This window comes from Paucibacter soli (assembly GCF_037482845.1).
Classification (GTDB): domain Bacteria; phylum Pseudomonadota; class Gammaproteobacteria; order Burkholderiales; family Burkholderiaceae_C; genus Paucibacter_B; species Paucibacter_B soli.
Window position 1 is genome coordinate 1 of the sequence record NZ_JBBHJW010000017.1, and the last position, 12,303, is coordinate 12,303.

12 protein-coding genes are annotated in these 12,303 nt (G+C 55.7%); 1 reads left to right on the forward strand and 11 read right to left on the reverse strand.

Annotation, left to right across the window (positions count from 1 at the left end):
* Positions 1-223: 223 nt before the first annotated feature.
* From WG898_RS24715 to WG898_RS24765, 11 genes are all read right to left on the reverse strand, one after another.
* Positions 224-904, reverse strand: coding sequence for a hypothetical protein (locus WG898_RS24715; RefSeq protein WP_339605442.1), 681 nt, complete (start codon positions 902-904; stop codon positions 224-226).
* Positions 905-930: 26 nt separating this feature from the next.
* Positions 931-1,539: a DUF2726 domain-containing protein gene (locus tag WG898_RS24720; protein ID WP_339605443.1), complete on the reverse strand. Its 609-nt coding sequence runs from the start codon at positions 1,537-1,539 to the stop codon at positions 931-933.
* On the reverse strand, positions 1,536-3,149 hold the full coding sequence (locus WG898_RS24725; protein WP_339605444.1) for a LytTR family DNA-binding domain-containing protein: 1,614 nt from the start codon (positions 3,147-3,149) through the stop codon (positions 1,536-1,538). Before WG898_RS24725 ends, WG898_RS24720 begins: the two co-directional genes overlap by 4 nt.
* Positions 3,149-3,802 (reverse strand): hypothetical protein, encoded by a 654-nt coding sequence (locus tag WG898_RS24730; RefSeq protein WP_339605445.1) that lies wholly within the window; start codon positions 3,800-3,802, stop codon positions 3,149-3,151. Before WG898_RS24730 ends, WG898_RS24725 begins: the two co-directional genes overlap by 1 nt.
* Positions 3,803-4,212: 410 nt before the next feature.
* Entirely contained in the window at positions 4,213-4,467 is a 255-nt protein-coding gene (locus tag WG898_RS24735) for a hypothetical protein (RefSeq protein WP_339605446.1), read from the reverse strand.
* A gap of 1,308 nt (positions 4,468-5,775) precedes the next feature.
* Complete coding sequence (locus WG898_RS24740) at positions 5,776-6,195, reverse strand: DUF1064 domain-containing protein (protein ID WP_339605447.1); 420 nt, start codon at positions 6,193-6,195, stop codon at positions 5,776-5,778.
* A gap of 3 nt (positions 6,196-6,198) precedes the next feature.
* Positions 6,199-6,885 carry a hypothetical protein gene (locus WG898_RS24745; RefSeq protein ID WP_339605448.1) on the reverse strand — a complete coding sequence of 229 codons (687 nt, stop codon included), beginning with the start codon at positions 6,883-6,885 and terminating at the stop codon, positions 6,199-6,201.
* A 91-nt stretch (positions 6,886-6,976) separates the two neighbouring features.
* Positions 6,977-7,513 (reverse strand): hypothetical protein, encoded by a 537-nt coding sequence (locus WG898_RS24750; protein ID WP_339605449.1) that lies wholly within the window; start codon positions 7,511-7,513, stop codon positions 6,977-6,979.
* A gap of 96 nt (positions 7,514-7,609) precedes the next feature.
* The gene (locus WG898_RS24755) at positions 7,610-9,028 is read right to left on the reverse strand and encodes a hypothetical protein (protein ID WP_339605450.1); all 1,419 of its coding nucleotides are present in this window, start codon (positions 9,026-9,028) and stop codon (positions 7,610-7,612) included.
* A 132-nt stretch (positions 9,029-9,160) separates the two neighbouring features.
* Positions 9,161-10,144 carry a hypothetical protein gene (locus WG898_RS24760; RefSeq protein WP_339605451.1) on the reverse strand — a complete coding sequence of 328 codons (984 nt, stop codon included), beginning with the start codon at positions 10,142-10,144 and terminating at the stop codon, positions 9,161-9,163.
* Positions 10,145-10,146: 2 nt separating this feature from the next.
* Positions 10,147-11,340 carry a hypothetical protein gene (locus WG898_RS24765; RefSeq protein ID WP_339605452.1) on the reverse strand — a complete coding sequence of 398 codons (1,194 nt, stop codon included), beginning with the start codon at positions 11,338-11,340 and terminating at the stop codon, positions 10,147-10,149.
* 351 nt (positions 11,341-11,691) lie between these two features.
* Here WG898_RS24765 and WG898_RS24770 point away from each other — a divergent pair, with 351 nt between their 5' ends.
* Positions 11,692-12,300 (forward strand): single-stranded DNA-binding protein, encoded by a 609-nt coding sequence (locus WG898_RS24770; protein ID WP_339605453.1) that lies wholly within the window; start codon positions 11,692-11,694, stop codon positions 12,298-12,300.
* The last annotated feature ends 3 nt before the right edge of the window (positions 12,301-12,303 follow it).

Below are 12,303 nucleotides of genomic sequence, written 5' to 3' on the forward strand. Positions count from 1 at the left end.
CCGAGGCGTCAGACGCTCGATTGGCCTGGAAAATTCAAGGCAAAGCCGCTTCGGCTGCCCCGCTTGTCCCGTGGCCAAGTCCGCTTCGCGGGCCAATGGATCTCGCTGTTCGAAAATACGAGCTGAGGACGCGCGCGGCCGCTGGTATCTCAATGCCACCATAGAAGTGCCACGCCACGAGGCGTTCGTCGGGCCGCCGGCGCCGCGCACGACGACGCACCCTTCAATAGACCCCAGCAGTAGAGCTCAGGCGCTCGCGGCTTTGAAATGGAATTCTGCTATTGCTGGGGGATCGCCGAAGCTCATCTCTCATAGATACGAACAGCATTCGACTGACCGTCAGTGAATTCGACTTCAGTTCGACCCCGAAGTTTTCATGCCCCTGCCTGAGCCAGTTATCAATGGACTTGGCCCATTTCAATGCAACCACTCGGAAATCGTTTGGCAGAAACATTCCGCGATCAAGTTCGAGTGGCACCCTGTGCTGAACAAGACATCGCAGCGAATCAATATGACCACCAAGATACGCTTGTTCAAAAAGTGATTTTTGAGCGCACAGGTTGTTAAAGTCTTCGTAAACATCAGACTCGCATTGCGCAATGCCCATTTCTACGGCGTACTTGATAATTGCATCCTGAGTTGTCCGCAGAAGAACAGGCCGCTTTTCCGCTATTCGATTGGGTTTGAAGGTAATCGAACCCTTGGGCACCTCGCCAAAAGCTTCAAATTCGACCCCAGCAAATCCATCGAACTCACCAACAGCGATAACCCTAGTTTCAGGAATATCAACAGCAGATACAGCTAGGCCTTGCACCTTCTCCAGGTAGTTGGAAGACATCGATTGATGAATCTTGCCGGCAGCAATGATGTTCAAAAAGTGTTGCGTTGTGTTATACAAACTCATATTTCCCCCTGCCCTATTTTGCCAAACTATTTAGAAGACAAATTATCCATGGACAACCATTCTGCATTCGGGATTCTTGTTTCAAGGAATCCTCGATAGGCGCTCGCATCCAACCCGTCATCATCTTTCTTCTTCCAGTCCTCGATGACTTGAATGTGAGCTGCCAACACTGCATCAGTTGAATCATTGTTGGCTTTGAATCTCAAAGTTGGAAGTCCAGCTTCTTTCAAAATCGATTCCAATATCCCTTGATTTTCAGTAGCCTTTTTCCCGTCGTCGATTTCAACGACGCACAAAGGAGTCATTGAATTTCGCCTGCAAATTACAAACGATGCCTTGGCTGCTTCAATAACTGAAAGTTTTGCCCTTGGTATGGATCGCGCTGAAGTCCTCAGGCGAATCAAAGAACCTACAGCGACATTGGGGAATACGAAACAATTTGGCAGGCAGCGCACGAGTTGTTCGAACAGCTTCAATTCGCTGCCGCCAAGAAATTTCCTCTCACCAAAAGATCCGGCAGTCAATCCGACACGTGCCATCTTCTTTCGAAGCAGAAACGCCAGCAGAATCAACAACGCGACTGCGATGGCGACCCCAACTGCCGATGAGATGTCCAAGTTTTCCAAATCCATCATATTGACAATCTCCTCTTTACCTCACTGGCCTGGCGTCGAGACACGGGCAACCATACTTGTGCACGGTGCAGAAATACGGCGCCATCTGCCGGGATACCAAACGAGTTCTCGGCTGATTGCTGATCGAATTCGCGAATTTCAGCTGTCTTCACTATTGCATTCCGGTGCACCCGAATAAAGCCAGGCCCCATTTGTTGCTCAAACGTAGCCAGTTCGCCAATCACAGTGATCGACTTATCGACGGTGCGTATGACAAGACGCTTAGCGTCCGCTCTTACGTACAAGACATCGCTCAATGGCAGACTGACAGCGCCAAAGCTAATACGGACTCCCGATTGAGAATCCACTGTTCCAGACCCCGCATTGCGCTCCATCCTATGCAGTTTCTGTCCCGCAACTGAACGGAGTTCAATTTCGGAGCATCCTCTATCTCCTCGAATGGATTGCAAGCCACGCATAACTGCGCCGACATATTTCTTGGAGATTGGAAATGACTGATCGCGGCCTTTCAAACGAACAGCCCAATTGAGGGCGCTGCCGTCCAGTTTTGCGGCAGCTTCGGTGTTGTGAATCTGGAAAACATCTTTAATTTCACTCAGCCGACAAGACATATATCGATTGAGGCGAATAAAGGTGCCACCACACATTTCTGATAGCGGAAGGATGCCCTTTTTCACATCCGGCAGTGGTATTTCATTTGTAGACGTCAGCGCGTAAATGGTCTGACCGACTTTTGCGAGCGCAACAACATCATTTGGGCAGACGTGAGTACCAAAAATATCGTTCGCGACCTCCGAGTGCCCCAGATTTGACGTGCGCTCGCAAATGTTTCGTACTAGTGCGCATTTTGAAGCGCCAACTGGCAACCATTCACCAGTCTTTGAAACTTGCACTGCACCGGCCGATTGGAAGCCAAGAAGCTGTCGAGCCCTAATCCCGGAGGTAAATTTAGACATTGAGTCGTTGAAAACAACGACTCCGCTTGAGACTTGAACTGACGGTCTACCGACGCGCTTTTGTAGCGCCGCCAAATTACCCTGGGCTTCAATAGTTTCGCCAGCAGTCCTCACAATCAGTCCGCGGGAACTCCTTTTTGCGTACAAGATTGATTCAGGTGCCAGTACCCGAGTTGACCTTGGAGCACTTACTTGAATATCTGCAATTGGTTTGTCCACCACACTGGAAACTAACTTTGCCGTGGGGACCGATCCCTTTATAGCTCGCCTTAAAGACAAACGATCTTGCAATCTCAATATGACCGAGTCAAGCCGCCCTTTGCGAATAGGTTTAATCAAGTAATCGACCGCGTCGACCGCGAATGCCTCAACGCAATGCTCAGTGCTTTTGGACGCGATGAAGAGTAGCGGGACCACTTTCAGTCCGGACATCTGTTGGCAGAATTCTTGTAGATTCAAGCCCGGCGTATCCGGATCAAGGAATACGACGTCAATGTGTCGACGACGCAACTCATTCCACGCCAGTAGACTATTCCATGCTGTGCTGACTACCTTTACTTTAGACAAACTCGATTTCTCGAGTAGCTCAGCAAAGGCCGCATGTTCTCCACGATTCCCATCGATGATGAGCACCTGAACTGGCGTCTTCTCCATCACGACACCTTCACATCCAACCAATCAAGCGGTTGGGTATCAGCAAATGACGGCTCTTCCATCTTCACATATCTTGAGTCATCAAGGTTCAATAGATCGAGTACTGACTTTTTCTTGTCAGCCGATATTTCTGACTCAGTGACCACATTTGCCAATATTGGTGCTGCCTTGTACGCGCGCTCGACCTGCTCCTTATTTCGAAGTTCGTCTACCCTTCGGCGCATTTGCAACTCAAGGATTGCAATCTCAGGGTTGGAGTTAATTCGGCAGATGGAGCTCAACTGCGAAAGCGCTCTGGTGAGTGTCTCGAGGCGGATGTGTCCCAGCGGGTTGTGCCCACCAGCAAGTCGGATGGTTGCTTCAACGATGCACAAATCAAGCATCGTCGCGCGCTTGTCTTCGTGCTTCTCGAGAAGTTTGCGTAGGGCGCTCACCGGTGTTGGCACGGCTCGCTTGCGAACTTCAGTGGATACAGCGACTTCCCTCAAACGCTCAAGAGCGATGTTTGGCTTGCTCGCACTCCCCTTGGGGCGCAACAGAGACGCCAAACCATTCAAGAAATTGAGCAGCGCCTCCTTGATCCCAGGGCTGCGCTGACCCCTACTGTTCGCACCTGAAACCTTAAGGCTTCGACCTGTGTCAATGACTCTCACCACCCGCTCCCTTGTCTTGGTTGTCTTGGCTTCAGCAACTGACGACGAACTCAGACGCAGTCTCTGCCGCTAGATATAGTGAATTCACCCATGTGCCAAGTGCTCGACTGCCTGGCGGAGAGCCAATCCATGGAGTGACGTCTGCCAATTTCAGCACAGTGTACTTGGTATCGTCTACGCGGCGCAACGATCTGTCTATGGCCAAACGTCATGCCTAACGTGTCTGTACCCTCTGTTCCTATGGGAAGTGCTCCCAAACATTGACATGTACTGATGGTATGTACCGTAAACATGGGACATTCGGCGCACCTGTTTCAACGTGAAAACGACTGCAACTAACAATTTATGTCGTCGACCATAGAGACTTCCGCGATTGTTTTCAGCTTCAACCTGTCTTGATGAGACTGTCTCTATGTGATATCTTGAACACTGTTGGGATGATGGGTTGATACGATCAGATCTAGCATCATGAGTTCAGAACGGTGTGCGGACTTGATCTGCAGTTCTCGGATTGCTCTGTTTCTTGTCCCTGAGCCGAAGGGAATGGCTCCGTTCAAAAGTTCGTCCATTTGCGCATTGAGCGCAGCATGCCGTGCCAATGCCCCAAGGCTACGACTCAACGCTTGTTTTGGAAAAGATAATGCCGCTTCGATTGCTTCGTCCACTTCAGCGTTCGAACATGCTATGGCTTCACATTGCCATCGGATGTGTGCTGTTTGCCATCTTCTTGGATCAGGCTCAAGTACAAGCCTCATCGGAGATATTCAAAAATTTGTATCTCGCCAAGAGTGGCTACGTTGACGCTGGAGTCCCTGCTGCCCCTGGCCTACTGCCTGCTCCGTGGATTCAGAATCAAACCATCGGTACGCTTAGCGATCTTGAATCGCACCTGATGCTGTTGAAGTCAGTCTCAATGATTGGTGCTCTTTGGTCTGTGTACATGATGGGGAGGTCGGGTCGCGCAAGGCGAGTTTGATGCTCAGCAAAGCTGCGGCCCCCCGGACGCTGGCTTGGCAACCAATTGATCTTTTCCCGCGGCAAATCGTGTCCTTCATTTCTAGAGGACATCAACCACCTGGTTTGTCGTGAGGTAACCGGGCTCAATTCGAATCTGATGGCCGCACGATCTGTGTAGCGTACAGAATATCTTGCCTAAAGAAAGTATTGCCTATGCGCCCCACAATTCCGGCAATTGTTACGGCAATGTTTATCGTCGTTTTTGTTCTTGTTGGAGCCTGTTGGCTACCCGTGGCGCTGATTCGAAGGTTGGTTTTCAGGCGAGGAGTCGAGTTGGACATCGCGACCGACCTCTTTTCCAGCTGCTTTACGGCAGCCCTCTTTGCCAGTCTTCCTCTTGCCATTGTGTTGAACATGCGTCCACGCACTCCCCTACCTAGGCGAGATGGAAACGGAAGTCCCGGAACCCAACCGGCCGAGGCTGTGGTACGGTTGCCGAATGCGAATCTTCGGCGTTCAACTCAATCCCGTCAGGATCTCTGACTTGATGCTGATCCCGTTACTTGGCGCCGGCGGCGCTTGGTTGGGCTCGTTGATTCAGCAGCACACTGGAGGATCCATTGCTCCCGTTTTCGGGTTGGCGGCATCGGCTTCGGTAATAGGACTGCTGGCCTTCTCTGGGGCTAACCCAGAGTCTGGGTGGCGTGGCACCTCTTTGTGCTTCATTGGCGGCCTTGTAGCCTTTCTGCTGGGCACGTTCTTGGCGAGTGCGCGGTAGAGCCTGTTGCCAGGACGGACCGAACTTTCCATCGAGAATTTGTCGGCCTGTCGACGTCCCATGCTGAGTTGAAGGCCGAGGCTTGCCGCGCAACCGGCATGGGCAAGAAAAAACGCCGACATGAAATCTAGCCGGCGTCCTCAACAGTTGCCATCAACGAGGAAGTTTGGATGCTATCCGTCCAGGCCCCAAAGATCTCAAGAATTCAACACAACTTCAATTTAATACATAAGGCATCCTAGAACTCCTGAATCCTGATGTTGTGAACCTTCAGCATCAACTTGCGCTTGATGACGTAGGTCTTCTCGCGCCTCGTCGGTGGTGATTTGGTGTCTTGAACTTCAACACGGCCGTTACCGTAGCGCACCACAAAGTCGGCGATGTACTTGATGGCGCGCTCCCCCTCCTGCTTCTCGACCAGCAAGAATGGGACCTGCCGCTCGATCTCGACGACTCGCTGTCCGTCATCTACTGCAGACATGGCGAGAATCAGCAGCTGATGGTGCTTCAGCTCTTTGCCGGAGTCGTATTTCTCGCCATTGAACTCCAGGCCGCGGCGGTTACCGAACTTGTTCTTGCGCTTTCCTGGCGCCGCAGGCTTTACTGTGAGCAGTTCTCGATACTGCTGAGCGCTCATTCGCTCTGTGACCACTGCCATGGATCAAGACTCCAGTTGCTGCATCAGCAGCTTCAACTCGGCCTCATCGAACTCGACGTCAGACTTCGAGATCCCAGTCGACACCAGGATGTGCGTCAGGAAGCGGCCGAGCTCATAGGCGTTGTAGCGGTCGATCCCGCTGGCCACGGCCAAGGGCCCGGAGCCAAGAGCTTGTCGCATCGCATGCAGTTTGGAGGCCTCAGGCGGGTAGCCGGTCCCGACTCCGCTGGTTGTAGGGATCATCCCCAGCTTCAGGGCCCGCGCGGCCGCCGCCGGTGGGTCGTTGTCGACCGGCTGGTATTTGAAGGCGACGGAGCCGAAGTACAGGTGGCTCGGGTTGGCGGCAAGCGCCTCCTGGACGCCGACGAGAAGGGTCTCCGAGATGCCGCTACTTCGCACGCCAGGGTTGTCGACCCATGTCGCGTCCAGGCCCAGAGCAATTGATCGCTGCAGGGCTGCAGGTGCCCGCAGGCTGAGGTAGTTGACGCCCACCAGGAGGTTCTGGTGTCGTTGCTTGATCGCCAGCGCCATTTGGTCCGTCTTGTCGTCGAGAGCGTTCATATCGATGACGAAGACACCTTCGCATCCGCAGCGCTGTGCGATGTCGGCGTTGCTGAGCGCGAGCTCAAGGCTGTCCAGGTGGATGACGGGCCAGACTTGAGGTTTGGCGAAAACTTGTTTCTCGTTCATGTGCCCGAGATATCACATTCGAGTTGACTTGCAACTTCTGCCGATTTCTCTCCGCCAGGCAGATCCCAACATCGCCAGAAATGCCTGCGTATCAGTCCTCTTCAGAGTTTTCGGCCGTACGCTTCGCGCGCTCCCTGGCCAAGTAATTGGCCTCTGACTGATCTTTCTCGCGCTGCTTGCGACCTTCCAGGGTTTCCCAATCACGGCACCTGAAGGCAGACCCTCCAAAGAGCCAGGACCAAATCGACGAGTCGTCTGCGGCCGATGTCGTCCCGTTCTTGCAGATCATGACAGCACCGGACTGGCCTTCCTTCGTTAGAACCTCGTTAGTCTGCATCAAGCGCGCCGTCGTGACGAGGATCGGGACAAGCACGACTACGGCAACACAAGACCACGCTGATAGCTTCAGCCAGTTGATCTGCTCCTCCTGTGGAGCCGGCCGTGATGATCTGGCGCTTTCTCTTGCGGCCTCCAGTAACATTTCCCTCGTTGCTTGAGCTTGTTTTTCGGCTTCGCGCGCGGCCGCTGCCTGAGTCAAGACCCGCCGGTTAAAGTCGGGTCTCTCATTCTCCTTGGATGGCGGGAGCCACCCTTCGTTGGTCAGGGATTTCTCGAGACTGGATGCCATGTCGGTAGAGTGATGAAGCTCGACACCGTACACAAGGGCGAGCGCGAAGAAGATTGTACATTGCGTACATGATATCTCATGGGAAATCTTCTTGCGTCAGAGCGCGCGAACCCTCCGGCGAGCCGGCGCTGCGCCTTCGTTTGCCGTTGAGTCACCATGGCTAGACGCCTCGATGGCCGTTTGCATGATCTGAGTCCTTGACCAGACCTCAAGTGCATGGGCCCAGCGATCAGCATTGCTTCGGCACGGCGCGGAGTTGCGATCCCCCATGCGAAGGGGCGGGAGCGAATCGGGAAGTTTGAAGCCAGCCTCGACCAGGCCCCGCATGAAGCCCATGGCCCCAGCGGTATTCGACTCCGGGAAGGTTCCATACTTGCGGTCGTCAGCCAGGTACTCAAAGAGCTTTCCAGCCGCTTGCCCCACATCCTCTGCCAGCCCGACCTTCACCAGTGCGCCGAGTCCGAGGCGCACGTTCTCGAAGACCATCGCTTCGGTTGGGCCGACTTCATTCCCTTTGCGCAGTCCCGCCCACTGCACGACAGCCTCTCTAGTCATGCACCGATACGCCTCGATCAGGATCTGGCTGTTCGACAGGACTTTGCTGGCCAGAAGCGCATCACTGAACCAAGCACTCCTGGGACTCTGCTCGAGAGCGTCGCCATTCGAAAGTGTGTGTTGCCACATCCCTTGAGCCATGCAAAGCGCCCTAAAGGTCCAGGTCTCGGCCCGCGAGTCCACATGACTGAAGTACACAGGCAACTTGCCATCCACCGGCCCACGGAGTGCTTCGAGCTCCAGCATTGAGCCAATGAAGCCCGGACATGGCTCTCCGTAGGCACGCACAGCGCTTTCCAACCCCGCCCCTTGATGAAACACCTTCTTGCTTCCATCTCGACTCGGATGAGTCACAACTCCTCTGCTGAGCGTTGAGCGCTGGAATGGAGCCCTAGACAACGCCGACTTCGCAAAGGCCTCAACACCAGCCGGATCACATCCATGTCGCACACTTGGCATCTCGCAAATGCGAGTCCGGATCATGTGGGTCAACACCGTATGCGAATCGCCTGAGAACCGACTCAGTCCTTCAGGTGAGCCGATCAAAAGCCGAGGGTGGAGGAAGACTGGGTACCGAATCAAAATGTCGGACACGATGCGTTGCGCAGAATCCGCCACGTCGGCATTCACGCGGCCATCCTTTCGACTTGCGATATAGAGCAGTTCCATCGCACAAGCCAGCCTATCAGCTGTAGAAGCTTTCGGCTCACGGCCGGTAGCTACGCGTTCGTGCCACTGGCTCATCTCCGCGGTGTAGTGCACTCCATCCGTCCATACAGGCAGCAGAACCGACGGGTCCGCAATGATGATCCCGTAGTCGCTAGGAATGTGCCAGGCGCGCAGCTCGGCCAAAATGGCACTATTCGCCGAAGACACGGAATCCTTGGCCCCCATCCGAGCCAACGCCTCATCACTGAGGGTTGCCCAGATCACCTTCTCTTCATTGATACGACGATCCATGACTTCCTCAGAGGGTTCGTGAGCAGCCTTGACGCTGCTGCGTGTGTTTTTCTTGATTCGCACTACCAAGGGAGCACTTCATGTATTGCTCTGCCATTGAGCGCTGAATGCTTCGATCCATCATTGCTTGGATCAATGCTGCGGCATACGGCTCGCCGCCGGCGCGCCTAGCTTCCTCCAGGAGGGGTGCAATTTCGCCATCCTTGCCGTCGACTCTAACGATGTGCTGATCGGCTGTTTCACAGCCCATTTGGACAAGCTGGCAGGCGATGGGAGGCAGTTTGAGCGGAGTGCTGCGACTACCGGTGGAAGCAACATATGCCCACTTGGGCGATCAATGTCGGCACCAGCCTGATGAAGTCGGGTCATCGTCGCGAAGGCCCGGTCCAGGAAGACATGGTCTTCCCTCAGGGACTCATTGAGATGGACAAAGCGACCAAGGACCGAGAGCAACCGCGCGCTCAATCCTGTTGTGGCCTCGTGCTTGGACTCATCAATCTTTAGCCCAGCATCAAGCAGCAGGTTGACGCTCCGAAGGGCGGCCCTGGCGCGTCCGCCGCCCCCTAGGCTGTCAGCGGTCATCACCGGGCGAAGTGCTCGAAGCAGATATTGGCGCTCTGAATTCGCCGGCGCAACAGGCGACGCACCATGCTTCAGTGCCAGTTCCAAGCGAACCGGATCCTCAACCCACTCATTTGATGCCAGTAGGGCGCCATTCGGCCAGGCTGTGGTGTCGTCCGGATGGACTCCGGACTCGAATGCGGCCTGCAGAGTCTTCAGGAACAAGGCATCGAGTGCCACCACCCGCTTTAGCCAGGTCCCATACCAGCTGCTGTTGTTCCGCCATGCCGCGTCAGCGTTGTGCCAGGATTCGGGCTCGGTGCGAGGCAGTGGATAGCGATCTGGAATGGGCTCCAGCAGCAGTGAAGGGTCTCGGCGAACGATGCTCGCCAGACGCGCATCGAACTCCGGTGCCTTGCCGGTGGACAAGTCAGAAGCCTCCGTGCAAAGCATGATGTCCGCATGGGCCTGGGCCCTCTCCGCGCCCGAAATTAGAAAGGGGAGCGAACTCCCCTTGATCCTCACTTCGGCATCGTTTTGCAGCGCACGCGACATGCTCAGGGCTTCCTGGTGTTGCGACGCGTGGCCTGCGCTTCATCCTTCAGATCGGTGTAGCCGTCAGCAACAGCACGACCAGCTGCGGACAGGAGGCCGCCACCAATGCTAGCAACCTTGCCACCGGCGATTACCGCCATGTCAGCATGCAGTCCAACCTGCTCACGGACGACATCAGCGACATCGCTGGCTTTGCTCTTGGCTCGCTCAACTGCTTCGCCAGCGCGGTCCAAGGCATCCCATGCCGAACTTTTGGCCTTGTCCTTGATTGCGGCAGCCTTCGCCGCAGCCTCTTCGACCTTTGCGTTGGCGCTTCCCAACCAACTGGAGACGCCACTCTTCAATCGACCGAACACCGATACAGCCATTTCGGCAACAGTGTGCCCAGCAGCCTTGGCAGCGCCAACCACGATCTCCGGCGTGCGAGACACGGTGTCCGCGAAGGCCTTCACACGCTGGGCGAACGCACGCATATTTTCAGTGAAGCCCTCCGCCTTTCGGCTTGCGCCGGCCCCGATGTGGCCAGCAAGTTCATCAGCCTTGGCCACGGCAGCGAAAGCTGCGCCGAAGAACTTGCTCTCTGGCGCTTCGGCGCCGTAGCGATCCAGGCGGTCAGCAACCATGTTCAGATGCTCGCCGGATGCCTTCGCTGCGACATCTGCTTCGGCTTCCTTGCCGATGACCAGGTTGGCGGTAGTGGAGCGGTGCGCAGCTTCGGCCGCGATGATGGACTGCACGGCGTTGTCTGCCAACCGAGCGGCTCGCTCGGAATCGTGGAGCTTTGCGACGGCCGAAACCTTCTCGGCCTCGTTCGGCGCCTCGGAGACAGCGGCAATGTGGCGCCAGTAGTCCTCAATGGCAAGGCGGCGGGTCAGCTCAGCGACCTCTCGGATCATGTCAAAGCTCAGCGCCGCCACCGGCGCCTCGCGCTGCGCGCCCGATTGATTCTTGCTGGCCGCAATCGCGGCGTCTGCGGCCTTCAATTTCAGGTAGGCAGACTCATCACCATGCATCGCGTCGCGGGCGATGTGCATGCGCTCACGAGTGCGATCCAGCGCGGCTGCAGCCCTCTGGCGCTCCACCTTGCCCAGCGCTTCTGAGAAGGCTTGCTGCGCATCCAAATGCTCATCGATGAAGGCATCCAAGTCCGCCTCGATCTTCTCGCGATTCAGTGTGCTGCTGGTGGGGGTTGCCATGGAAACTCCTGCTGGAAAAAGTAAAGGCCCGGCGACGAGCGCGGGCCTTTGCAGTGAACACGCGCATCAACTAGATCGCCCGCGGGTATGCGCGAGCCAATCCGAATGTCATTGGGTGTTCTCGAGCCAGGTTACGGGTTCCTGAATCCGCCCAATCGGTGCGGCCGGTATTGCTCGACAAGCCTCTTTCGAGGCAATGTTGATAAGTGTATAGGATATCTCGTGCGCTGTCAACTCTCTTGCAGATCTGAGCAAATGTGCTATCTCAACATCAGCGGGGCCGGTGATAGGTGTTGCGCCCCTTCATTCCTCGGCCCTTTTCGGTCGGCAAATCAAAACAGGAAGCTCATCATGTCCCTCGCCGTTTCCCAAGACGTCAACAAGATCATCCTGCTGGGCCGGGCCAACGGCCCTGCCCAGATCGCCGAGGACTCGGGCGCGCTCTATGCCGATTTCACGATTTCCACAGCAACCAAAACGGTTGGTCGTGGCGGCCAGATCGGTGAGCGAATTGATACCCATGACATCGAGGCCTCTGACGAATTGGTCGAAGTCGTCCGCGCCCTGGCTGAGGGCGACAAGGTCTATGTTGAAGGCGAGCTGTGCACAGACGAAATCGAGCGTGAGGGTCAGCCCGGCCAGTTCGACTACTTCACGCGCGTGTGCGCCCGCAACATCATCGTCATCGGCGCCGCTGCTCAAGCAATTCCGGCCGCCGTGGCTGCCCCGGTGACGGTCTCTGTTGAGTCGGCTGTGGTCACGAAGGAGGTGAAGCAGGCCCCGAGGCCGGAGCCCGAGGTCGCTCTTGAGTCGGCTACCCCTGTGCCGCCTCCTGCTGAAGCTCAACCCAACAGCTCGCGCCCTGAGCCCTCCCCTGAGCCTACCAAATCGGAAACTCCGGCAGTGAAGGAACTCAAGCCCTGGCAGCGCCGCGGCGCTGCAGCCGTCCGTGCCGCCTAACCC

Coding starts and splice junctions, on each gene's coding strand:
- WG898_RS24715 (WP_339605442.1), bottom strand. CDS start 904: ATGAGTTTGTATAACACAACGCAACACTTTTTGAACATCATTGCTGCC.
- WG898_RS24720 (WP_339605443.1), bottom strand. CDS start 1,539: ATGATGGATTTGGAAAACTTGGACATCTCATCGGCAGTTGGGGTCGCC.
- WG898_RS24725 (WP_339605444.1), bottom strand. CDS start 3,149: ATGGAGAAGACGCCAGTTCAGGTGCTCATCATCGATGGGAATCGTGGA.
- WG898_RS24740 (WP_339605447.1), bottom strand. CDS start 6,195: ATGGCAGTGGTCACAGAGCGAATGAGCGCTCAGCAGTATCGAGAACTG.
- WG898_RS24745 (WP_339605448.1), bottom strand. CDS start 6,885: ATGAACGAGAAACAAGTTTTCGCCAAACCTCAAGTCTGGCCCGTCATC.
- WG898_RS24750 (WP_339605449.1), bottom strand. CDS start 7,513: ATGGCATCCAGTCTCGAGAAATCCCTGACCAACGAAGGGTGGCTCCCG.
- WG898_RS24755 (WP_339605450.1), bottom strand. CDS start 9,028: ATGGATCGTCGTATCAATGAAGAGAAGGTGATCTGGGCAACCCTCAGT.
- WG898_RS24760 (WP_339605451.1), bottom strand. CDS start 10,144: ATGTCGCGTGCGCTGCAAAACGATGCCGAAGTGAGGATCAAGGGGAGT.
- WG898_RS24765 (WP_339605452.1), bottom strand. CDS start 11,340: ATGGCAACCCCCACCAGCAGCACACTGAATCGCGAGAAGATCGAGGCG.
- WG898_RS24770 (WP_339605453.1), top strand. CDS start 11,692: ATGTCCCTCGCCGTTTCCCAAGACGTCAACAAGATCATCCTGCTGGGC.